The sequence below is a fragment of the Nonomuraea thailandensis genome, assembly GCF_024172165.1.
Taxonomy (GTDB): domain Bacteria; phylum Actinomycetota; class Actinomycetes; order Streptosporangiales; family Streptosporangiaceae; genus Nonomuraea; species Nonomuraea thailandensis.
In genome coordinates this window covers 6,417,350-6,439,086 of sequence record NZ_JAMZEB010000002.1, presented here as the reverse complement: position 1 = coordinate 6,439,086, position 21,737 = coordinate 6,417,350, and the positions used below count along the sequence as shown (strand labels likewise).

Here is a 21,737-nt window from a genome sequence, read left to right as displayed (position 1 = left end):
ACGTCCGCCGCGGCAGCGACCCGGTCCAGGGTCAGGAGATGAGCCCGAAGCCCCGGATCGCGCGGGCGTAGTGGGCGGCCAGCTCCTCGTCGATCCGCGCGGAGCGGGCGCTGTCGAGCAGCTCGGAGTGCGGGTCGGCGGCCAGCACGCCGTCCCTGGTGAGCCGGAACCTGGCCAGCGCGCCGTTCCTGATCGCCGCCACGCTTTCGCCGCGCAGCGCCGCCGCCTGCATCGGCGCCAGGTAGCCGCCTCCGCCGGCCAGCTCGGCCAGCTCGGTCAGGTCCTCCTCCGAGGAGACCCGCAGGGCCAGGGTCCGGTGCCTGGTCAGGGCTCGGCGCTCGCCGGAGCGGGCCAGCCGCGTCAGCGCGTACCGCGCGAGCAGGACCGGCCCGCCCAGCACCCGCCCCACGATCCTGCCGAGCAGACCCGCCACCTGGTACGTGGTGTCCGGCGGGCTCAGCGCCCCCAGCGAGGCCGTGATCTTGTCCTGGGCGTCCTCCCTGGCCTTCAGCGGCGTGGCTCCCACCAGGGCGTCCCGCCACGACTCCAGCGTGTCCAGCGCCTCGCGCACCACCCGCTCGTCGCCGGTGGGCAGCGCCGCGTACGCGGTGGCCAGCAGCGTCACCCGCTGCTTGGGCGGCAGCGCCAGCCACAGGGGCAGGCCGACCACCAGCACGGGGGTGCGCGCCACGCCGACGCGGTCGTAACCGGTCAGCGTGGTCAGGTCCCTGACCGCGACCTTCCTGGGCCGCCTGACCCCGATCCGGTCGGCCACACGGTCGGCGAGCTCGTACAGCTCCTCGGCGGAGGAGCGGTCGAGCACCTCGGCGTCGGCGGGCAGCCTGCCCAGGCTGGGCCGCAGCGCCCAGCCGATGGCCAGGCTCGCGCCGCCGAAGATCCACGAAAGAACAGATCCCGGGTCACGCAGGATGATCCACCCGCCCAGCGCGACGAACGCCACCGTCAGCAAGTGCACCATGAGCGCGAGCACGAGAGCGCAAAGACGCGTCACACAGGCGATGGTAAGCCGGGAACGCGCGCCTACCAGATGCCGATTCGGTCAACGACCCCGGCCGGCTGCTCCGCCGCGGCCCCCCGTCAGGGGCCGCCAGTGGCTTCTCAGCGGCTTCTCAGCGGCTTCTCAGCGGCGGAGCAGGTCCTCTTCGTGCAGGTCGAACGGCTCCTTGCCGAGCGCCTCCGCCAGCCGCTTCTCCGCGATCGGCATGACCTCCTCGACCACGATCCGGCGGCCCGTCTCGGCCGACAGGGAGGTGACGCCCACGTCGGGGATGCCGCACGGCGTGATGCGGTTGAACCAGCGCGGGTCGTTGGCGCAGTTGAGCGCGAAGCCGTGCATGGTCACGCCGCGCGCCAGCCGCAGGCCGACCGCGCCGAGCTGGCGGTCGGGCAGGCCGAGGGCGGCGTCGCCGACGGCCCAGACCCCCGCCCGGCCGGCCACCCGCCTCGCCGTGACCCCGAAGTCGGCGCACACCTGGATCATCGCGTCCTCCAGGCGGCAGGCGAACGCCACCACGTCGGTGATCGCCACGATCGGGTAGGCCACGAGCTGCCCAGGACCGTGCCAGGTCAGGCGCCCGCCGCGATCGACGTCGACGACGGGGGTGCCGTCGGAGGGACGCTCGTGCGCGGCGGTGCGCTTGCCCGCCGTGTAGACGGGCGCGTGCTCAAGGATCAGGACGGTGTCGGTGAGCTCTCCGGCGACCCGCTTGCCGTGCACCCAGCGCTGCAACGACCAGGCCTGCTCGTAGGGGACGTCGACGCCGAGTCGGACGATGGCGAGTGCGTGGGGATCGTCCCCGGGGATGGGGCGCATGAGCCTATTGTGCCGTTCCCTCACCATTGAAGGGTAATCAGGGGGTCAGCAAGCGTGGCTCGATCCTGAACTCCTTTACCTTCCCCGCACCGTCGGGCTCCACCTTGTACGCGTAGTTACCCGGCTCCGCGCTCACGGCCTGGATGAACTCCGTGCCCACGTAGTGCAGGCCCACGTTCTCGTCGGCGGCGTACCCGCCGGGCAGCTCGCCCTCCGCCACCGACCGCTGCAGCAGCGGCCGGCGCTGCGGCTCGGAGTTGTAGTGCACCCCGCACGAGTACGGCAGCAGCGCCAGGCCCTCGGCCCACACGTGCAGGTCGGGGCCGAAGGAGTCGGTGTTGCCGCCGACGTGCCAGCACAACGCGCCCGCGCTCTGCCCCGACAGCACCACCCCGGCCCGCCACGCCTCCTCGAAGGCCTCGTCGAGCCCGTGCAACCGCCACAACGCCATCAGGTTCGCCACGCTGCCACCGCTGACATAGATCATGTCCTGCTCCAGGAGCCACGCCCGCGGATCCGGCACGTTCGGCATCGGGAACACCGTCAGGTGGCTCACCTCGACGTCCCAGCCGGCGAAGGCGCCGTACATCTTCAGCACCCAGTCGGCCGAGTCGCCCATCGCCGTGGCCACCAGGCCGAGCTTCGGACGGTCCTGGCCGGTCAGGTCGAGGCCGTAACGCAGCAAGGCACTGGCCTCGATCTGGCCGTGGCGCCTGCTGGGGCGGAACGACCCGCCCCCGATGGCGAGGATGTGCGACTGTCCTGACCGGGTCATGTCAGATTTCTCCCAGGTGCTAGAAGGATGGGACGGCCTTCTACAGTACGGCGCGCAGCGCCTCGTCGAGACGCGTATGCGCGAAGCGGTAGCCGCCGGCCGTCAGCTTGGCCGGCTTCAGCCTATGGCTGACCAGCAGTCCTTCGCGGGCGAACTCGCCCAGCCCCGCTGCCAGCGCGAACGCCGGCACCGGGATCGGCATCGTGCCCCGGCGCAGGGCCTTGCCGAGGGTCCTGGTGAACTCGGCGTTCGTGACGGGCGAGGGGGCCGTGAAGTTCACCGGGCCCTCGACGTCCCCGGTCGCGAGGACGTGCAGCGCCGCACCCACCCAGTCGTCCACGCTGATCCACGACCAGTACTGCCGGCCCGTGCCGAGCGGCGCGCCCAGCCCCATCCTGAAGATCGGCAGGATCCGGCCGAGCGCCCCGCCGTGCCCGCTCAGCACCAGCGACGAGCGCGCCAGCACCGTCCTGATCCCCGCCTCGCCGGCCCGCAGCGCCTCGGCCTCCCACCGCTCGCACAGGTCGGACAGGAATCCGCGGCCCTTGCCCTGCTCCTCGTCGATCAGCCGGTCGCCGGTGTCGCCGTAGAAGTCCATGCCGGAGGCCGACAGGAGCACCCCGGGCGGCGCTGAGAGCTCGCGCAGCGCGTCCACCAGCACCCTGGTGCCCTGGGTGCGGCTGGTGACCAGCTCGCGCTTGTACGCGGGCGTCCACCGCCTGCCGGCGATCGACGCGCCCGCCAGGTGCACGACGGCCTGCGACCCTTCGAGGGCGGCCAGGTCCACGACCTGCTCCGCCGGGTCCCAGAACGCCTCGTCGTCCCTCTGCGGCGGTCTGCGCACCAGGCGGACCACCTCGCGCCCCTCGGCCCGCAGCGCCTCGACCAGCGCCGTCCCGAGCAACCCCGACGCGCCCGTCACGATGATCGCCATGACCCCACAGTACGCCGGGCCTGCCTCCGGACACCTTTCACCGTGCCGTGGACCCTCCCGCCGTACTCCGGCCGGTGTCCTCGGAGCAAGGCATGGGCCATGCCGGCCGGGCCCCGAGCTCGATGGAGACGCCCGGAGGGAAGCCGCCGCAGGGCGTGGGCGGCGGAACCCCGGCTCCGCCACCCGGTCACGGCCGAGCCGAGCGCGCGGACGCGCCTGGCGTGGCGCAGGCATCGGCGTGCGGAAGGCGAGCGCGGCCGGAAGCGAAAGGCCGGGCGGCCCCGTGGGAGCCGCCCGGCCGATCAGAGACCCGGAGGTGCCGCGTTACGCGAGCCCGAGCTGAGCCTCGAAGCGCCCCTCCTCGAGACGACGCTTGATCGTCGTCAGGAAGCGGGCCGCGTCGGCGCCGTCCACCAGGCGGTGGTCGTAGGTCAGCGCCAGGTAGACCATCGACCGCACCGCGATGACCTCGCCCTCGGGCGTGTCGATCACCACGGGCCGCTTCACGACGGCGCCCGTGCCGAGCATGCCGACCTGCGGCTGGTTGAGGATCGGCGTGTCGAACAGCGCGCCACGGCTGCCGGTGTTGGTCAGCGTGAACGTGCCGCCGGTGATCTCGTCGGGCGTCACCTGGTTGTTGCGGGTGCGCTCGGCGAGGTCGGTGATCTTGCGGGCGATGCCGGCGAGGTTGAGGTCACCGGCGTTCTTGACGACGGCCGCGAGCAGCCCGCGCTCGGTGTCGACCGCCATGCCGAGGTTCTCCACGTCGAAGTACGTGACCTCGTTGGTCTCGTTGTTGATCGTGGCGTTCAGCTTGGGGTGCTGCTTGAGCGCCTCGACCGTGGCCATCGCGAAGAACGGGGTGAAGGTCAGCTTCACGCCCTCGCGGCGGAAGAAGTCGTCCTTCGCCTTCGCCCGGAGCTGCGCGATCTTCGTCACGTCGACCTCGACGACCGACGTGAGCTGCGCCGCCGTCTGCAGCGACTCGACCATGCGCTTGGCGATGGTCTGACGCAGGCGCGACATCTTCTCCGTACGGCCACGCAGCGTGGTGTCGACCTCCACCGGCTCGGGCGCCGCGGCCACGGGGGCGGCCTGGGCGGCGGGAGCCTGAGCGGCGGCGGGGGCGGCCGCGGGGGCCGGGGCGGCCGGCTGGGCGGCGGCGGCCTTGTCGCGCTGCGCCTTGGCGGCCTCCAGGACGTCCTGCTTGCGGATCCGGCCGCCCACGCCGGTGCCGTCGATGGCGTCGAGGTCGACGCCGTGCTCGTTGGCCAGCTTGCGCACCAGCGGCGTCACGTACGGGCTGTCACCCGAGGGTGCGGCCGGAGCGGGGGCGGCGGGCTGGGCCGGGGGAGCGGCCTGCGGCGCGGGCGCCGGGGCCGGGGCGGGGGCCGGGGCGGGGGCGGGCGCGGGCGCGGGAGCCGGGGCGGCCTGGGCCGGAGCCGGCTGCGGGATGGAGGAGGCCTGCGGGGCGGGAGCGGGCTCGGGCTGCGGGGCCGGAGCGGGCTCGGGCTCCGGAGCCGGGGCGGGGGCCGCCTCCGGCGCCGGGGCGGCGGCGCCCGGCTGGCCGTTCTCGTCGATGATGGCCAGCTCGGCGCCGACCTCGACCGTCTCGTCCTCAGCCACGACGATCTTGGTGAGCACGCCGGCGGACGGCGACGGGATCTCGGTGTCGACCTTGTCGGTCGAGACTTCGAGGAGCGGCTCGTCGGCCTCGACGCGCTCGCCCTCCTTCTTCAGCCAACGGGTTACCGTGCCCTCGGTAACGCTCTCGCCGAGCTGGGGCATCTGTACGGAGACCGGCATCGTTATTCTTCTCTCGCGTTCTGATCTCGAGGGCTGGATTAGTTGTGTACGTGCAGCGGCTTGCCGGCCAGGGCCAGCATCGCCTCACCCATGGCCTCGGACTGGGTCGGGTGTGCGTGGATGAGCTGGGCGACCTCTGCGGGCAGAGCCTCCCAGTTGTAGATGAGCTGGCCTTCCGTGACGAGCTCGCCGATGCGCCGGCCCACCATGTGGACGCCGACGACGCGCCCGCCCTTCTCGGCGATGACCTTCACGGCGCCCGCGGTGCCGAGGATCTGGCTCTTGGGGTTGCCCGCCAGGTCGTAGACCTGCTCGACGGTCTCGATGCCGCGCTCGGCCGCCTGTGCCGAGGTCAGGCCGACCGAGGCCACTTCGGGGTCGGAGTAGGTGATGCGCGGGACGCCGGCGTAGTCGATGGGCGGCGGGTTGAGGCCGGCGATGTGCTCGGCCACCATGATGCCCTCGGCGAAGCCGGCGTGCGCGAGCTGCAGGGTCGGGATCAGGTCGCCGATGGCGTAGACCCCGGGCACGGAGGTCTGGCAGTGCTCGTCGACCACGACCGCGCCGCGCTCGATGGCGATGCCCTGCTCCTCGAAGCCCATGCCCGCCGACACCGCGCCGCGGCCGACCGCGACGAGCAGCAGCTCGGCGTCGAGGGTCTTGCCGTTGGCCAGGGTCACGACCACGCCCGTCTCGGTGGTCTTGGCGCTGTCGAAGAAGACGCCCAGCTCGTACTTGATGCCGCGGCGGCGGAAGGCCCGCTCCAGCAGCTTGGAGCTGGACTCCTCCTCGGTCGGCAGCAGGTGCGGCAGCGCCTCGACGATCGTCACCTCGGCCCCGAAGGAGCGGTAGACGCTGGCCAGCTCGACGCCGATGACGCCGCCGCCCAGCACGATCACCGACGTGGGCACGCGGTCCATCTTCAGCGTGTGCTCGCTGGTGATGACGCGCTCGCCGTCGATCTCCAGGCCCGGCAGCGACTTGGGGGCGGAGCCCGTGGCCAGGACGACGTTGCGGCCCTCGTAGACCTCGGAGCCGACCTGGACCCGGCCGGCGCCGACGAGGCGGCCCTCGCCTTCGACGATCGTCACGCCCGCGGCCTTCAGCAGGCCCTGCACGCCCTTCCAGGCCCGAGTGACGATCTTGTCCTTGAAGGCGTGGACGCCCTGGACGTCGATGCCCTCGAAACGTGCCTTGACGCCGTACGACTCGCTCTCGCGGGTCTCGTCGGCGACCTCGGCGGAGTGCAGCAGGGCCTTCGTGGGGATGCATCCCCTGTGGAGGCAGGTGCCGCCGATCTTGTCCTTTTCGATCAGGGCGACCGACTTGCCCAGCTCAGCCGCCCTCAGGGCACAGGCGTAACCGCCGCTGCCGCCCCCTAGGACGACGATGTCATAGGCCACGGGAAGGCTCCTTGTCGGGGTGTTCGTGATGCCGTCATCTTTTCATTTGTTTCAGATGCTCGCGTGCCGCTCTGCGAGTCCGATGAGGGTGCGGGTGATGGCGCCCGTGCCGCCCTTCGGGGTGTAACCGTACGGCTCGCCCTTGTTGAAGGCGGGACCGGCCATGTCGATGTGCGCCCAGCGAACCCCGTCGGGCACGAACTCCCGCAGGAAGATGCCGGCCGTCAGCATGCCGCCCCACCGCTCCGGGTGGAGGTTGGCCAGGTCGGCGATCGGCGAGTCGAGGCCCTTGCGCAGCTCCTCGGGCAGCGGCATGCCCCACGCGCCCTCGCCCGCGGCGCCGGCGGCCTCGACCACCAGCTCCCTGATGGCGTCGTCGTTGGACATGACGCCCGCGGTACGCCAGCCGAGCGAGACGATCTGGGCGCCGGTGAGGGTGGCCACGTCGACGATCAGGTCGGGGGAGTCCTCGGCGGCGCGCGCGATGCCGTCCATGAGCACCAGGCGGCCCTCGGCGTCGGTGTCGAGCACCTCGACGGTCTTGCCGCTGTAGCTGTGGATGACGTCGGAGGGGCGCTGCGCGGTGCCGCTCGGCAGGTTCTCCGCCAGGCAGAGGTAGCCGACGGCGTTGACCGGCAGGCCGAGGCGCGCGATGCCGATCACCGCGCCGAGCACGGCCGCGGCGCCGCCCATGTCGGACTTCATCCAGTCCATGGCGGCGGACGGCTTCAGCGACAGGCCGCCCGAGTCGAACGTGATGCCCTTGCCCACGAAGGCGAGCGTCTTGCCGGCCTCGGGGTGGCGGTAGGAGAGGCGGACCAGGCGCGGCGGGTTGGCCGAGCCCTGGCCGACGCCGACGAGGCCGCCGTAGCCGCCGTCCCTGAGCTGCTGCTCGTCCAGCACCTCGACGGTGAGGCCCGCCTTGCCGCCGACCTCCTCGGCGAGCTCGGCGAACCTGGCCGGCCACAGGTCGGACGGCGGGGTGTTGACCAGGTCGCGCACGAGGGAGACCGACTCGGCCAGCACGCCGGCGCGCTCGGCCGCGTCGCCGGCCTGCCCCGACAGGACCGTGAGCTCGGCCACGGGGGCCTTCTGCTCGCCGTCGGTGCGGTAGCGGGCGAAGGCGTAGGCGCCGAGCAGCGCGCCCAGCGCGACCGCCTCGGCCTCCTGCGCGGTGCCGGCGGGCAGCGCGAGCGCGGCGCGGGCGGTGCCGGCCAGGGAGCGGGTGGCGGCGCCGGCGGCGCGGCGCAGATCCTCGGGGCCGGGGGCGTCGCCCAGGCCGACGGCGACCAGCAGCGGGGCGGTGACGGCGCCGAACGTCGGCAGCTTGACCAGCTCACCCGCCTTGCCGGAGAACGCCACCGCGCCGAGCGACGGGGCGAGCCTGCCGCCGAAAGCGGCCTCCAAGGACTCGGCGCCCACGGCGGGGACGGGGCCCTCCTGGCCCGGCAGGAAACCGACGATCAACGCGTCGGTGTCGACGGAGACTGGATCTGCTGAGTTCAGCCGCACAGTGGTCACGTAAACCGATGCTATCCACGGTTTCTGCGTACTCACAAACAGGGGTTCATCCTACAAATCGTTGGTCAGCGTCATCTGAGTAATAGTGCTAGTGTCATTAGCACCATGTTGCTGACGCTCGACCTCAATGACGCGCGCCCCCTCCACGAGCAGGTGGCGGGCGCCATCCGCCGTGCCATCGGCGAGGGCTCCTACCGGCCGGGCGACCGCCTGCCGCCGGCCCGTGACCTGGCCGCCGTGCTGGGCATCAACCCCAACACCGTGCTGCGCGCGCTGCGCGACCTGCGCGACGAGGGGCTGCTGGAGTTCAGAAGAGGCCGCGGAGTCAGCGTGGCCGGCCGCGCGGACGGGCGCGCCCTGCTCGTCCAGCGCGCCCGCGAGCTGCTCGACGAGGCCAAGAAGTACGGCTACAGCCGAGAAGACCTCATCACCATCGTGGAGGAACTGACGTGAGAGCCCGTGTCGCCGCCGTCGCGTGGTGGCTCGCCGTGGCCACCGCACTGCTCCTGGCGCCCCTGGCGCTGCGCGACCGGCTGCCCGAGCCCCTGGCCACCCACTGGGGGTCGTCGGGCAGCGTGCCGGACGGGTCGAGCTCGTTCACGGGTCACCTGATCACGACCCAGGTCCTCTGGGCCGCGCTGTGGCTGCTGTTCTTCCTGCTCGGCCGGGCACGCGACCGGCGCGCGGCCCGGATGACCTCCACCGCGTGCCTGGTGGGGATGGGCGTGCTCCTGCTCGGCGTGGACGCCTCGACGCTGGCCGTCAACCTCGGCGCCGCCACGTGGCGGGAGGCCCTGCTGCCCGGCTGGCACATCCCGGCGGTGATCGGGGCCATGGTCGCGGCAGGGGCGCTGGCCGCGTACCTGAGCAGGGGCGCCCCCGACGAGGAGCCGGAGGGCAGCGGCGCGCGGCCCGTGCTCAGGCTCGGGCCGGGCCAGCGGGCCGTCTGGGTCAGCCGCGTCGTCAACCCGTGGCTCGCCGCCGCCACGCTCCTGGCGCTGGCCTTCACCGCCGTGATGGGCGTGCTGACCCTCTCCGGCGCGGCGCCCGGCGGCTTCGTGGCCGGGCTGCTGCCCGCCCTCGTCATCATCCTCGTCGTCGGGCTCGCGACCGTGGCCGTCTCCGTCAGGGTCGGCGACGACCTGATCACGATCGGCTTCGGCCCGCTGGGCTGGCCGGCGCGCAGGATCCCCCTGTCCAAGGTGGAGTCCGCCTGGTCGCAGATCCGCCGGCCGGGCGAGGTCGGCGGCTGGGGCTTCCGCGGGCTGCCCGGAAGCGCCACCATCATGCTGCGCGGCGGCGAATGCCTGGTCCTCCGCTACCGTTCCGGCGGTCAGCTCACCATCAGCATCGACGACGCCGAGCGCGGCGCATCCCTCATCAACGCCCTCATCGCGGAGCGTGTCCAGCCATGAAAAGACCCCTGCTCGTCTTCACCGTCCTGGCCTTCGGGCTGTCCTGGGCCGTGGCGCTGCCCCTGTGGTTCGGCGGCGGGCTCGGCTCGCCGCTGATGCTGGTGCTCGGCGCGCTGATGATGTTCACCCCCAGCGTGGGCGTGCTCGGCGTGTGGGCCGTCTCGCGCACGCCGTTCCGCGAGTTCGCCAGGCAGACCGGCCTCACGCTCGGGGAGCGCAAGGGCCGCACCGCCGTGCTCGTGCTGACGGCCTGGCTGGGGGTGCCGCTGCTGGCGTTCCTGGCCATGGGGATCAGCGCCGCCCTGGGGCTGGTCGCGCTGGACCTCGACCGGCTCAGCATGTTCGGCGCGGCCTACCGGGCGGCCGGCTCGGCGGCGCCCGCCGACCTGACCACGCTGGCCATCGTGCAGATCCTGATCGCCGTCGTGGCCGGGCCCGTCCTGAACGCCATCCCCGCGCTGGGGGAGGAGTGGGGCTGGCGCGGCTGGCTGGTGCCGCGGCTCGTGTCCGCCAACGGCATGCTCGCCGGGCTGCTGCTGTCCGGCTTCGTCTGGGGGCTCTGGCACGCCCCGCTCACGCTGCTCGGCTACAACTACCCGAGGCTGGGCTCCTGGGCGGCGCTGGTGTTCATCGGCTTCTGCGTGCTGGCCGGGGTGGTGATGGGGTGGCTGCGGCTGCGTACGGGCAGCGTGTGGCCCGCGGTCGTGGCGCACGGCTCGCTGAACGCCATCGCCGGGGTCGCGCTGCTGCTGGGCGACGCCGCGGACCCGCCGAACGAGCTGCTGGCCGGCATCACCGGCGTGGTGGGCTGGGCGCTGCTCGCGCTGCTCGGCGCGGCCCTGCTCCGCTTCTATCCGGTACGCCCCGCGCGTCCGGCCGAAGCCGCCGATCCCGCGGCGCCGACCGAGAGCGCCGAGCCCGCCGAACGCGCCGAGCCCGCCGAACGCGCCGAGCCCGCCGAACGGGACGAGCGCGCCGAACCGGTCACCTGAGCCGCCCGGCCCTGGCCTCGCGGCGGCTCAGCCGAGGATCGCGCAGACCACCAGGGTCGCGGCCGTGGCCGTCTCGACGAGGGCGCCGAGCACGTCGCCGGTGATGCCGCCGAGGCGCCGCCTGGCGTGCGCGAGCAGCAGCAGGGCGGCGCCGAGCCCGGCGAGCAGCGCCACCGGCGCCACCACGAGCCCGGAGAGGCCCTGCCCGGCGCCGCTCCCGCCGGACACCGCCACCATGCGGACGTCCTGCGGCTCCTCCTCCCGCAGGACGAAGGCACCGTTGGACCGCGGGCCGGGCGGCGGCGACTGCGCGCACCAGGAGCTGCCGGCGTCATCGGGCGAGCAGGCCGACCTGGCGTAGTACTTCTCCTCGAAGAGCACCGTGCCGGGGTCGGGTCCGGGGCCGCCGCTCCACGCCCACAGGCCCGTGCCCGGCGCGGAGAGCAGGCCGATCACGGCCGCGGCGAGCAGCGCGGCCACGGTGGCGAGCCAGACGGCCGGGCCCCGTACGGTGCCGGCGACCATCGCGCCGAGCCCGTCGGGGCGGGCGGCGGGCACGCCGGAGCGGCAGGCCCAGGTCAGCGCCAGCCGGCCGGCCACGCACGCCGTCACCAGGGCCCAGAGCCCGGTGTCGGCGAGTGCCACGACCTGCACGAGCAGCGTCAGCACCAGCGTCATCACGCCGAACGGCCCGATGTCCGACTTTTTCATGATGTCGAGGGCCTGGCCGGCCGGCTTGCCGCTGCCCAGCCCGTCGGCCAGGTCGGCCAGCCCGTCGAGATGCAGGCCGCGGGTGAGCAGCGCCAGCAGCCCGAGCGCCAGCGCGGCGCCGAGCAGCGGCGGCGCCGGCGGCAGCAGCGCCAGACCGGCGATCAGCCCGAGCAGCAGCCCGACCGCCGGGGCCAGCGTCATCGCCTGCCCCGCCACCTGCCGGTCCACCCGCTCGACCCGCACGGGCAGGACGCTCAACGTGCCCACGGCGAACCTCAGCCCGTCCATCAGCCGCATAACGCAGGATCCTAGGGCCCACTAGTGTGGCGGGATGCACGTGGTTGAACTGGAAGGCGTAGGTGTCCGGGTCGTCGGCAAATCGCTACTGGACGGCGTCGATTGGCAGGTGGACTACGGCGATCACTGGGTGATCCTCGGCCCCAACGGCGCGGGCAAGACGACGCTGCTGTCGCTGGCGGCGGCCGTGCGGCATCCCAGCGAGGGCACAGTCAGGGTGCTCGGGCACCGGCTCGGCCGGGTCGACGTGCGCGAGCTGCGCCGTCACCTCGGCCTCGTCGCGGAGAGCCAGCGGCTGATCGACGAGGAGCTGATGGAGGAGGAGGGCGCCACCGCGCACACCGTGGTGCTCACCGGCCACACCGGGACGAGCGTTCCGCTGTGGGACAAGTACGGCGACGCCGAGCGCGAGCGCGCCCACCGGTTGCTGGCCGACCTCGGCTGCAAGGACCTGGCCGACCGGAAGTTCCGCGTCTGCTCGCAGGGGGAGCGGGCCAGGATCAGGGTCGCCAGGGCCCTCATGGGCGACCCCGCCGTGCTGCTGCTCGACGAGCCGTTCGCGGGGCTCGACCTGCCCGCCCGCGAGGACCTCATCTCCGCCGTGGAGGACCTGGCCACCACCAGGCCCGTGCTGACCACCGTCACGGTGACGCACCACCTGGAGGAGGTGCCCGCGACGACCACGCACGCCATGCTCATGCGCGACGCCCGGGTGCTGGCCGCGGGGCCGGTGGCCGACGTGCTCACCTCCGCCGGCCTCAGCGACTGCTTCGGCCGTCCCCTTCACGTGGATCGCCTGGACGGCCGCTGGTACGCCCGCGCCGCCCGCTCCTGACCATCCCCCCGGCGGGCCGGAGCGGCGACGAGACGGCCGGTGGTGGCGGTTCAGAGCTCGATGAGGCGGCCGGCGACCACCAGGGCCACGTACTCCGACTCGGCCGCCAGGCGCTCGTTGAGCCGTCCCAGGGCGTCCCTGAACGCCCGCCCGCTCGACGTGGCCGGCACCACGCCCATCCCCACCTCGTCCGACACCGCCACGATCGGCTCGGGCGCCTGGCGCCACGCAGCCACGAGGTCGTCGCAGCGGGCGGCGACCGGGGCACGATCGCCCTCCCAGGCGCCGTGCTCGTCGAACACCGCCGCCACCCACGTCCCCAGCCCGTCGATCAGCAGCGGCCCGGTGGCCGTGCGGATCGCGGTGACCAGGTCGGTGGTCTCGGCGGTGCTCCAGTGCGCGGGCCGCCGCTCCCGATGCGCCCGCACCCGCGCCGCCCACTCACCGTCGCCCGCGCCGCCCGGCCCGGTGGCCACGTACGTCACGTACGGCTCGGCCGCCAGCCGCAGCTCCGCCTCGGCCGACTTCCCCGACCTCGACCCGCCCAGCAGCAGCGCCCGCCCGGCCGTCCGGCGCGCCGGCCCGGCTCCCCGCCCCGGCGCCACGTCCAGCCCGGTCCCGTCGGGGACGGCCCGCGCACCCCACAGCCGCAGCCGCCTGGCCAGCTCCTCCTCCGACCGGACCCGGTGATCGAGCCCGACGGCCACCACCGTGGTCCCGTCGTCCACCACGCCCGCCCGCCGCAGCTCCCCGAGGCGCTCCGGGCGGTCGAGGAGGTCGATGAGCACCGCGTCGTACCTGGCGGACCCGCCGGAGGGAACGGGGTGTCCCTGGGGCAGGCAGAGCAGCCGTGAGCCGTCGGGCCCCGTCAGCCCCAGACCGTCGGCGCAGGGCCGGTATCCGGCGGGCGGATCGGTGAACGGGAACGGGATCGCGCCGTCCACGACCAGCCCGAAGGGGCGGCGGTGGCCGGGGGGCAGGGCCGAGCAGGAGGCGCAGCGGCATCCGGGCTCCGGCCAGCCCGCGCTCCCCGCCGTACCGGTGAGAAGGACTTCCACCGCGCCGAGCGTACAAAGCCGCCGTCACCCCGCCCCCACCGGGCCGCCACAGCCGGGGTACCGCCGGGCCACCGCCGGGGCACCGCCGGGCCACAGCCGGGCCACCGCCGGGCCACCGCCGGGCGCAGAACGCGGCCGGGGCGCGGGGCGGTCGGTGGCGCGAGCGGGTCGCCTAGCGGCCGGAGCGGGTCCTTGAGCGGCGGCGGGTGGCGACGGCGGTGCCGGACGCCAGCAGGGCCAGAGCGCCCGCGCCGGCCACGATCAGCAGGGCCGGCGGCCCGGCCGCGGCGGTCGTGGGCAGGGCGGCGGTGAGGGCGGTGCCGTCCTGCGCGGGGGAGCCCGGGTAGCCGTCCACGGACGTCACGCCGCCCGCGCCGTCCACGCGGACCTGGGCGGCCGCGGCGAGGAGCTGGGCCGTGGTGGCGTTCTCGGCGCCCGCCACGCACGCCGGCGCCGCCTGCGCGGGCGGTCGCTCGCCGGGGTGGGCGTCGGCCTCCGCGTCGCCGAAGTCCAGCGCCAGCACCACGCGCTTGTGGCCCGAGCCGGCCGTGTCCCTGCCGCACACCGCCTCGAACGAGGGCAGGTCCCCGCCGGGAGGCTCCCAGGCGGCCCCGTCCGGCGCCACCGAGAAGCGCCAGCCGACCACCGAGCCGTCCGGCGGCGAGTCCTCCGGCGCGGCGGCCAGCCACGCGGTCCCGTCGCTCAGCCAGACGCTCCACGCCCGCGTCGCGCCCCCGGGAGAGGGTGAGGCGAGGGCGGAGGAGGGGAGGGAGAGGAAGGCGGTCACCCCGAGGGCGACCCCCGCCACAACACGATACGCGCGCAGCATCGATTGACCTCCAAGCTCGGGAGTAGGGTTCCAGTGCCTGCGGAGGGTGCGCCGGCGAACCCGCGGAAAAGGAGCGTATGGCATGACATGGCGATGGCGTTATGAAAATGCAAATGGTGGTGAGGTAACCGATCGCCCTTTGCCGCGAGAGGTTTTTCCGAGCCAGGCCGACGCGGAGTCCTGGCTCGGCGAGAACTGGCGTGAGCTGCTGGATTCGGGAGTTGAGCAGGTCGCGTTGCTCGATGAGGACCGCGTCGAGTACGCGGGTTTGTCATTGCGTCCGGAGTGATTCCCGGACAACGAAAAACCCCTTGAGCGCAATTGTGGCTCAAGGGGTTTTTGTTTCGGAGGGGGTTACGGGCGCGAAGCCGGGCTCTGCGTCTTGGCGGGGTCGCGCTCCACGACCGAGCCGAGCACGTCGTCGATGCGCTTGAGCACGTCGGCCTCCAGCTTGACGCCGGCGGCCTTGACGTTGTCACGCACCTGCTCGGGCCGGCTGGCGCCGATGATGGCGCTGGAGACGTTCGGGTTCTGCAGGACCCACGCGACCGCCAGCTGGGCCATGGACAGGCCCAGGTCGGCGGCGATCGGCTTGAGCTCCTGCACGCGCGTGAGCACGTCGTCGTTCATGAACCGCGAGATCATGGCGCTGCCGCTCTTGTCGGTGGCCCGCGAGCCCTCGGGCGGCTGCTGGCCCGGCAGGTACTTGCCGGTCAGCACGCCCTGGCCGATCGGCGACCAGACGATCTGGCCCAGGCCCTCCTGCTCGCACAGGGGGACGATCTCCGACTCGATGACCCGCCACAGCATGGAGTACTGCGGCTGGTTCGACACGAGCCGGTCGAAGCCCATCTCGTCGGCGATCTTCAGAGCGCGGGCGATCTGGTCGGCGTTCCACTCGCTCACGCCGACGTAGAGGACCTTGCCCTGGCGGACGAGGTCGTCGAACGTCTTGAGCGTCTCCTCCAGCGGAGTCTCGGAGTCGAACCGGTGCGCCTGGTACAGGTCGACGTAGTCGGTCTGCAGCCGGCGCAGCGAGCCGTGGATCGACTCGGTGATGTGCTTGCGGGACAGGCCCCGGTCGTTCTTGCCGGGCCCGGTCGGCCAGTAGACCTTCGTGAAGATCTCCAGCGACTCCCTGCGGACGCCCTTGAGCGCGCGGCCGAGCACCTCCTCGGCCTTCGTGCCCGCGTAGACGTCTGCGGTGTCGAACGTGGTGATGCCCTCGTCGAGCGCCGCCTGCACGCACTGCTTGGCGGCGTCCTCCTCGACCTGGGAGCCGTGGGTGAGCCAGTTGCCGTAGCTGATCTCGCTGACCATGAGACCACTGCGACCAAGGTGACGGAATTCCATGGGTCCGACCTTAATCCCGGCACATGGGATGATCCGATTCGGGATAGGGTGCGCGACGTGCTGAAGCTCGTTCGGCTGGCGCTCACCGCGGCCATCCTGACCGCGATCGCGGTACGGCTGCGCCGCCGCGCCCGCATGCCGGAAAGGCGGATCGTCACCAGGGCCCGTTCCGCGGCGGCTCCCCGCACGCGGATGGGATGGGTTTGGGTCGGCATCGCCGCGACCGTCGTGGTGACCCTGACGGTCGCGCTGGTCCCGGGGAGCGGGCGGACGGCCACGACGGCGCCTGGCGCCTGGATCCTGCACGTGACGGAGAGTGAGGCGGAGGTGCCGCCCCAGTCCGCGCGCGAGCGGCTGAGCGCCCAGCCGTCCACGCCTGCGACGCCGGCCGAGATCCCCGACCCCTACTGCTCGCCCGCGCCCCGCCCGATCACCGTGCGGCCCATCGACCCGCGGGTCAAGCGGGCCGTGGACCGGCAGTGGCGGCGGATCGAACGGTGGCTGAAGGCGAACGCGCCGCGCACGTACCGCACGCTCGGCGCACCCGGCAGGGCCCGCACGATCGCGATCGCCGAGGCGCAGATGGGCGTGGACTTCCCGGACGACCTGCGCGCCTCCCTGCTGCGCCACAACGGCTCGCGAGGGGCGGACGGGTTCGGATTCGGAGCCTGGTTCTCCGGCGCGTCGAACCTCGGCATCCGCGACATCAGGGACACCTGGCGCCACATGTGCCGCCTCGACCCCACCGACCGCGGCGTCGAGCCCTGGGAGGAGCTCTGGAGCGGCCGGTTGATCCCGTTCCTCTCCTTCTCCGGGCGGGAGGACGGCTCAGCGGTGTGGGCCGTGGCCGACTCGGCCGACGGCGCGGTCGGCTGGGACGACACGATCGCCGGCCTGACGCGGAGAGCGCCGTCCTACTACGCGCTCATGCGGGCCGTGGCCGACGCCCTGGAGAAGGGAACGGAGTTCGACGGCCGGCGGCCCGCGGTCAAGCGAGGCGTGCTGCGCTGGGAGAACGTGGAGTACGGCAACCCATAGCGGCTAGCGCTTCGGCGGCACCGGCTTGCCGCCGGGCAGCACCTGGGGCGGCGGGAAGCGCAGCTTGCGGATCTGCAGCGCCCGCATGGCCGCGTAGAAGCCCACGCCCTTGACGCTCTCGCCGGGCAGCTTCTCGGCCACCAGCTTCTTCACCTTCCACGACACGAAGACGGAGGTGAAGAGCACGCCGATCATCATGATCGGCCAGCCGATCGTGACGACGTAGCCGAGCACCTGCGCGCGGATCGCCATCGGCCACGGGATCCAGGTGGCCAGCAGGATGACTAGCGAGAACGGCAGGAAATACTGGCTCGGCAACCGCCGCGAGTCGACCCAGTCGCGCGCGAACTTGCGCGCTGGGCCCTTGTCACGAACGGGAAGATACCGTTCGTCACCTGCGAGCATGCCCTGACGGGCGCGCTCGCGCTCGGCGGACTGCTTGGCCCGCATCTGCCGATATGCCTCTTTGCGGTCCTTCGGCGCGGAGACATATTGGCGCCGCTTGCCCTCGGCTTCCCGGCGCTTGGGTGTGGGACGACCTTTACCCTGGGGCTTAGGATCGTCAACGGGGACGGGGGTGTCGTCCACGGAGGTTTGGGAACGGCGTCGCAACACACGTCAACCCTACCTGGACTGCAACTTAGTGACGCCCCCGTGCGTTATGCGTAGGGTAATCCCAAGGCGGCTGCGCTGCATTGGGATTGACACCAGCACGACCTAGAAGGGGACGGCCGACGCGCATGAGCGTGATGAAGAGACTTTCGATGATCTTCAAGTCCAAGGCCAACAAGGCCCTGGACAAGATGGAGGATCCGCGCGAGACCCTTGACTACTCCTATCAGCGGCAGCTCGAGCTGCTGCAGAAGGTGCGGCGGGGGGTGGCCGACGTCGCCACCTCGCGCAAGAGGGTGGAGCTCCAGATCACCGGCATTGAGAAGCAGGCCCAGCGGCTGGAGGAGCAGGGCCGCAAGGCGCTGTCCGTCGGCCGGGAGGATCTTGCCCGTGAGGCGCTGCAGCGCCGGTCCAGCCTGCAGACGCAGATGGCGGACCTGAAGGTGCAGCACGACAACCTGCAGGCCGAGGAGGAGAAGCTGACCACGGCTTCCCAGCGGCTGCAGGCCAAGGTCGACTCCTTCCGCACGAAGAAGGAGACGATCAAGGCGACCTACACCGCCGCCGAGGCGCAGACGCGCATCAACGAGGCGTTCTCCGGCATCTCCGAGGAGATGGGCGACGTCGGCCTGGCGATCCAGCGCGCCGAGGACAAGACGGCGCAGATGCAGGCCCGTGCCGGCGCCATCGACGAGCTGCTGGCCAGCGGCGCGCTCGACGACTTCAGCGGCACCCGCGGCGACGACATCCAGGCCGAGCTCGACCGCATGGGCGGCGGCATGGACGTCGAGCTGGAGCTGGCCAGGATGAAGGCCGAGCTGGGCCAGGGCCCGGCGCCGAAGTCGGCGATCGAGCAGGGCCAGCCGCAGCAGCAGGGCCAGCCCCAGCAGCAGGCGCAGCCCCAGCAGCAGGGCGGCCAGACCCAGCAGTACCGCCAGCCTGGGGAGGGCGCATGATTGTCAGGATCATGGGCGAGGGTCAGGTGGAGATCTCCGCCGACGACATCTCGGTCCTCAACGAGCTGGACAGCGAGCTCGAAGCGGCCATCGAGGCCAGCGACGAGAAGGCCTTCAGGGTCAAGCTGCACGCGTTGCTCGACAAGGTGCGCCACGTGGGCAAGGCGCTCCCCGACGACAGCCTTGAGCCGTCAGAGCTGATCCTTCCCCCCGCGGACGCCTCGATCGAGGAGGTCCGGGAGATGCTGGGCGACCAAGGCCTCATCCCGGGCTGAGCCCGTGCGTACGCGGTTCGCGTCCGACCGCGGCCTGACCAGCCGCATGGTCGTGACGATGTTCCTGCTCGGGCTGCTCTACGTCGTGTTCGTCGGCGTCCTGATCGCCCTCGGCGTACGGGCGCTGACCGTCCTGGTGCTGGCGGGCGGCCTGCTGCTGGTGCAGTACTTCCTGTCCGACCGCATCGCGCTGTTCGCGATGCACGGTCGGGAGGTCTCGCCGCAGGAGGCCCCTGAGCTGCACGGCCTGATCGACCGGCTGTGCGCCCTGGCCGACATGCCCAAGCCGCGGGTGGCGATCGCGGATTCCGACGTCCCCAACGCGTTCGCCACCGGCCGCAACCAGAAGAAGGCGGTCGTCTGCGTGACGACCGGCATCCTGCGCCGCCTGGAGCCGCAGGAGCTCGAGGGCGTGATCGCCCACGAGCTGTCCCACGTCGCCCACCGCGACGTGGCCGTCATGACGATCGCCTCGTTCCTCGGGATCGTGGCGGGCCTGATGACCAGGTTCGCGCTCTACACCGGGCTCGGTGGCCGCCGCAACGGCGGCCAGGGAGGGCTGCCCGTCGGCGCGATCATCCTGCTGGTCTCCGTCATCGTGTACGCCGTCAGCTTCCTGCTCACCCGCGCCCTGTCGCGCTACCGGGAGCTGGCAGCCGACCGGGCGGGCGCCCTGCTCACGCAGCGGCCGTCGGCCCTGGCCAGCGCGCTGACCAAGGTGACCGGCGACATGGCCAGGATCCCGACCAGGGACCTGCGCGAGGCGGAGCCGTTCAACGCCTTCTACTTCGCCCCGGCGCTGGCCAAGGGCCAGAGCGTGGCGAACCTGTTCGCCACGCACCCGCCGCTGGAGCGCCGGCTCGAACAACTCGCCGACATCTCCCGGCAACTAGGAAGGGGCTGAACACCGCATGGGCTGGCTCGACGCGCTGCTCGGCCGGTCGAAGCCGGTCAAACCCAACCTCGACGCGCTGTTCGCGCTGCCGTCGGCGGCCGTGACGCTGCAGGCGGCGACCGGGCTGGTGCCCACCGGTCTCGGCTCCGTGGCGTTCAGGGCCGCGGAGGGCGGCGCGTTCGCCACGGCGGAGAGCGACGCCAAGGCGCTGCTGGGGGAGCGCGTCGAGGAGTCCGACGACGGCTACGGCTACACCTGGCTGCTCGCGCGCCGCCCGGCGGAGGCGCTCGGCGACCTGGTCACCGAGTTGCACGCGGTCAACTCCACGTTGGAGGGGGCCGGGTTCGGGCCCTCGCTGCTGTGCTCGCTGGTGTCGTTCGCCGGTGAGGGCGGCCGGCGGCTGGCCGTGGTCTACCTGTACAAACGCGGAACCTTCTACCCGTTCGCCCCGGTACCGGGGCAGAAGCGCGACAATCCGCTCGAATTGCAGGCCAGGGGAGCTCTGGAGGGCGAGCTGCCGCTGGAGAAGGATCTCAGCCGATGGTTCCCTGTCTGGGGCGCTCCGGGGCTCTGACCGGGGCGCTCATGGGCACGGGTAGCCCGGAGTGATCTAATTGTTACGTGGAGCGAAGGTTGTTCGTGCTCGCCGCGTCCGCGTTCATCGTGGCGGCGGTGCTCGGCAGCGCCTGGGTGACCGGCCAGTTCACCACGCCCGCCGTGGACAGGACCGAGGGGTACGTCAGCGAGCTGGCGGCCGGCGACCAGCCGTGGACCAGGCTGTTCCGGGTCAGCGACGTGCTGTCGGGGCTGGCCTGCCTGGCGGGGGTGGCGCTGGTGCCGAGGGTGGCGCGCGAGTGGCCGGGCTGGCTGGCGCTGGCCGCGTTCGGGCTCCTCACCCTCGTGGCCGGGCTGTTCCCGCTCGACTGCGCCGCGCTCAGCGATCCGCTGTGCGGGCGGCGGGAGACGTCCTTCTCGCACGTGGCGCACGCGCTGGCGCGGGTGCTGGGCACGGTCGCCGTGCTGGCGGCCATGGCGCTGCTCAGCGCGCGGTGGGCGTCGCGGGCGTCGTGGCTGTTCACGTGGCTGACCTTGGGCACCACCCTGCTCACCGCGATCGCGCAGGTCGCGGGGCACGGCGTGGGGCTCGCGCACCGCGCCCAGCTCACGACGATCGCGGTGTGGCTGGTGTACGTCGCGTTGCGCCTGCTCGTGGCCGACGACCCCGAGGAGGCGGGGCCGAGGATCGCGCCCGGCCGCATGGGAGGGGTGGGCGGAGCCCGCGTCCGCATGGACGACGCCCCGGCCTGGAGCGGCACGGGCAACGGCGCGGATCCCGCGCGGGACCGGTGCGCGGGCGCGGATCCCACGGGGGGCGGGCGGCCGCATGTCGTCGTGCAGGGGGCCGGGCCCGCGGTGCTGATCACGGCGGGGCTCGCGGGCGCCTGGTTCCACTGGGACGCGGTGGCGGCGCGGCTCGCGAGCGGTCACCAGGTCATCCGGTTCGACCGGCCCGGCCTCGGGCTCAGCCCGTGTGCCCCTGGCCCGCCCACCCTGTACGGCGAGGTCGCCCGGCTGGCCGCGCTGTCGCCGGCGCATCCCCAGCAGGTGACGCTCGTCGCCGACGGGACGGCGTGCTGGCACGCGGAGGCGTTCGCCAGGCTGCACCCGCTGTGCCTGGCCAGGCTGGTGCTGGTGGAGCCCGCCTGCGCGGGTGAGCGCCGGCCGCTGCCGTTCGCCGGGACCGCGGGCAGATGGCTGCCCGCGCTGGGCCGCACCTGGGCCGCGACCGCCCTGGCCCGCCTGGCGGGGCCGCCGGCGCACCGGCTGCTCACCGGGACGGCCGACCCGTCGGGCGTCTACGGCACGGGCAGGGTGCTCGCCGCGGCGGCGGGGGAGTGGCTGGCCCGCCGCCGCATGGCCGCCGACCTGCGCCGGTTGCGGGCCGAGAAGCCGTTCCCCGAGGTGCCCGTCACCGTGATCAGCTCCGGCGACGCCGACGGCTGCGCCGGCCACCTGGCGGGCGAGCTCGCGGCCGAGCACGTACGCCTGCCGGGGGCCGGCCACCTGCTCCAGCTCCGCGCCCCCCAGGCCGTCGCCGACGCCGTCACCTGAGCCGGAACCCCGCGCCTTCCCCGAACACATGACGGAACCCGGGGCGAACCACCAGAATGGCGGAAAAGACGCCACATAGGGGGAGT

Annotated in this window: 23 protein-coding genes; 11 read left to right on the top strand and 12 right to left on the bottom strand. The window is 73.0% G+C overall.

All coding sequences use genetic code 11. The features are described 5' to 3' along the window. Nucleotides 1-31 precede the first annotated feature (31 nt). The 7 genes from HD597_RS33110 to HD597_RS33080 form a co-directional block, all read right to left on the bottom strand. Nucleotides 32-1,012, bottom strand: a complete 981-nt coding sequence (locus HD597_RS33110; protein ID WP_253747083.1) for a M48 family metalloprotease — start codon at nucleotides 1,010-1,012, stop codon at nucleotides 32-34. Nucleotides 1,013-1,141: 129 nt separating this feature from the next. After that, complete coding sequence (gene lipB, locus HD597_RS33105; protein ID WP_253747082.1) at nucleotides 1,142-1,834, bottom strand: lipoyl(octanoyl) transferase LipB; 693 nt, start codon at nucleotides 1,832-1,834, stop codon at nucleotides 1,142-1,144. Nucleotides 1,835-1,871: 37 nt separating this feature from the next. Next, nucleotides 1,872-2,609, bottom strand: coding sequence for a Type 1 glutamine amidotransferase-like domain-containing protein (locus tag HD597_RS33100; RefSeq protein WP_253747080.1), 738 nt, complete (start codon nucleotides 2,607-2,609; stop codon nucleotides 1,872-1,874). 40 nt (nucleotides 2,610-2,649) lie between these two features. Next, the gene (locus HD597_RS33095) at nucleotides 2,650-3,543 is read right to left on the bottom strand and encodes a TIGR01777 family oxidoreductase (RefSeq protein ID WP_253747079.1); all 894 of its coding nucleotides are present in this window, start codon (nucleotides 3,541-3,543) and stop codon (nucleotides 2,650-2,652) included. Nucleotides 3,544-3,867: 324 nt separating this feature from the next. Then, nucleotides 3,868-5,349: a 2-oxoglutarate dehydrogenase, E2 component, dihydrolipoamide succinyltransferase gene (gene sucB / locus HD597_RS33090; RefSeq protein WP_253747077.1), complete on the bottom strand. Its 1,482-nt coding sequence runs from the start codon at nucleotides 5,347-5,349 to the stop codon at nucleotides 3,868-3,870. 38 nt (nucleotides 5,350-5,387) lie between these two features. Next, the gene (gene lpdA, locus HD597_RS33085) at nucleotides 5,388-6,752 is read right to left on the bottom strand and encodes a dihydrolipoyl dehydrogenase (RefSeq protein ID WP_253747076.1); all 1,365 of its coding nucleotides are present in this window, start codon (nucleotides 6,750-6,752) and stop codon (nucleotides 5,388-5,390) included. A 51-nt stretch (nucleotides 6,753-6,803) separates the two neighbouring features. Beyond that, the gene (locus HD597_RS33080; protein WP_253747074.1) at nucleotides 6,804-8,273 is read right to left on the bottom strand and encodes a leucyl aminopeptidase; all 1,470 of its coding nucleotides are present in this window, start codon (nucleotides 8,271-8,273) and stop codon (nucleotides 6,804-6,806) included. Nucleotides 8,274-8,378: 105 nt separating this feature from the next. Here HD597_RS33080 and HD597_RS33075 point away from each other — a divergent pair, with 105 nt between their 5' ends. Genes HD597_RS33075 through HD597_RS33065 form a run of 3 tightly spaced genes read left to right on the top strand, consistent with a single transcriptional unit; the run spans nucleotide 8,379 to nucleotide 10,680 of the window. Further along, entirely contained in the window at nucleotides 8,379-8,726 is a 348-nt protein-coding gene (locus HD597_RS33075; RefSeq protein ID WP_253747072.1) for a GntR family transcriptional regulator, read from the top strand. After that, nucleotides 8,723-9,688, top strand: coding sequence for a hypothetical protein (locus HD597_RS33070; protein ID WP_253747071.1), 966 nt, complete (start codon nucleotides 8,723-8,725; stop codon nucleotides 9,686-9,688). The genes HD597_RS33075 and HD597_RS33070 overlap by 4 nt, the downstream gene beginning before the upstream one ends. Beyond that, nucleotides 9,685-10,680, top strand: coding sequence for a CPBP family intramembrane glutamic endopeptidase (locus HD597_RS33065; protein WP_253747069.1), 996 nt, complete (start codon nucleotides 9,685-9,687; stop codon nucleotides 10,678-10,680). The genes HD597_RS33070 and HD597_RS33065 overlap by 4 nt, the downstream gene beginning before the upstream one ends. Nucleotides 10,681-10,707: 27 nt before the next feature. Here HD597_RS33065 and HD597_RS66055 read toward each other — a convergent pair whose 3' ends face one another. Continuing rightward, nucleotides 10,708-11,688, bottom strand: a complete 981-nt coding sequence (locus tag HD597_RS66055) for an adenosylcobinamide-GDP ribazoletransferase (RefSeq protein WP_308210732.1) — start codon at nucleotides 11,686-11,688, stop codon at nucleotides 10,708-10,710. Between the two features lie 34 nt (nucleotides 11,689-11,722). Between HD597_RS66055 and HD597_RS33050 the strand changes: the two genes are divergently transcribed. Beyond that, nucleotides 11,723-12,523, top strand: a complete 801-nt coding sequence (locus HD597_RS33050; RefSeq protein ID WP_253747067.1) for an ABC transporter ATP-binding protein — start codon at nucleotides 11,723-11,725, stop codon at nucleotides 12,521-12,523. 50 nt (nucleotides 12,524-12,573) lie between these two features. On the opposite strand, the gene HD597_RS33045 is transcribed toward HD597_RS33050, so the two are convergent. Further along, the gene (locus HD597_RS33045) at nucleotides 12,574-13,581 is read right to left on the bottom strand and encodes a bifunctional adenosylcobinamide kinase/adenosylcobinamide-phosphate guanylyltransferase (protein WP_253747066.1); all 1,008 of its coding nucleotides are present in this window, start codon (nucleotides 13,579-13,581) and stop codon (nucleotides 12,574-12,576) included. Nucleotides 13,582-13,753: 172 nt separating this feature from the next. Next, complete coding sequence (locus HD597_RS33040) at nucleotides 13,754-14,410, bottom strand: SCO2322 family protein (protein WP_253747063.1); 657 nt, start codon at nucleotides 14,408-14,410, stop codon at nucleotides 13,754-13,756. 82 nt (nucleotides 14,411-14,492) lie between these two features. On the opposite strand from HD597_RS33040, the gene HD597_RS33035 reads away from it, so the two are divergent. Further along, complete coding sequence (locus HD597_RS33035) at nucleotides 14,493-14,699, top strand: hypothetical protein (protein ID WP_253747062.1); 207 nt, start codon at nucleotides 14,493-14,495, stop codon at nucleotides 14,697-14,699. Nucleotides 14,700-14,764: 65 nt separating this feature from the next. Here the strand turns inward: HD597_RS33035 and HD597_RS33030 are convergent, their stop codons facing one another. Further along, nucleotides 14,765-15,763, bottom strand: a complete 999-nt coding sequence (locus HD597_RS33030) for an aldo/keto reductase family protein (RefSeq protein WP_253747059.1) — start codon at nucleotides 15,761-15,763, stop codon at nucleotides 14,765-14,767. A 57-nt stretch (nucleotides 15,764-15,820) separates the two neighbouring features. On the opposite strand from HD597_RS33030, the gene HD597_RS33025 reads away from it, so the two are divergent. Beyond that, nucleotides 15,821-16,801, top strand: coding sequence for an SMI1/KNR4 family protein (locus HD597_RS33025; protein WP_253747058.1), 981 nt, complete (start codon nucleotides 15,821-15,823; stop codon nucleotides 16,799-16,801). A 3-nt stretch (nucleotides 16,802-16,804) separates the two neighbouring features. Here HD597_RS33025 and HD597_RS33020 read toward each other — a convergent pair whose 3' ends face one another. Continuing rightward, nucleotides 16,805-17,389 carry a DUF3043 domain-containing protein gene (locus HD597_RS33020; RefSeq protein WP_253747057.1) on the bottom strand — a complete coding sequence of 195 codons (585 nt, stop codon included), beginning with the start codon at nucleotides 17,387-17,389 and terminating at the stop codon, nucleotides 16,805-16,807. A gap of 152 nt (nucleotides 17,390-17,541) precedes the next feature. On the opposite strand from HD597_RS33020, the gene HD597_RS33015 reads away from it, so the two are divergent. From HD597_RS33015 to HD597_RS32995, 5 genes are read left to right on the top strand one after another with little or no spacing between them, the layout of a single operon-like run. Beyond that, nucleotides 17,542-18,369 (top strand): PspA/IM30 family protein, encoded by an 828-nt coding sequence (locus HD597_RS33015; RefSeq protein ID WP_276083088.1) that lies wholly within the window; start codon nucleotides 17,542-17,544, stop codon nucleotides 18,367-18,369. Beyond that, entirely contained in the window at nucleotides 18,366-18,644 is a 279-nt protein-coding gene (gene pspAA / locus HD597_RS33010; protein ID WP_080041207.1) for a PspA-associated protein PspAA, read from the top strand. The genes HD597_RS33015 and pspAA overlap by 4 nt, the downstream gene beginning before the upstream one ends. A 4-nt stretch (nucleotides 18,645-18,648) precedes the next feature. Beyond that, a complete protein-coding gene (htpX, locus tag HD597_RS33005; RefSeq protein ID WP_308210731.1) occupies nucleotides 18,649-19,548 on the top strand; it encodes a zinc metalloprotease HtpX in 900 nt (299 codons plus the stop codon). Between the two features lie 7 nt (nucleotides 19,549-19,555). After that, nucleotides 19,556-20,113 carry a PspA-associated protein PspAB gene (gene pspAB, locus HD597_RS33000; RefSeq protein WP_253747055.1) on the top strand — a complete coding sequence of 186 codons (558 nt, stop codon included), beginning with the start codon at nucleotides 19,556-19,558 and terminating at the stop codon, nucleotides 20,111-20,113. 47 nt (nucleotides 20,114-20,160) lie between these two features. Further along, nucleotides 20,161-21,651 carry an alpha/beta fold hydrolase gene (locus tag HD597_RS32995; RefSeq protein ID WP_253747054.1) on the top strand — a complete coding sequence of 497 codons (1,491 nt, stop codon included), beginning with the start codon at nucleotides 20,161-20,163 and terminating at the stop codon, nucleotides 21,649-21,651. Nucleotides 21,652-21,737 lie beyond the last annotated feature (86 nt).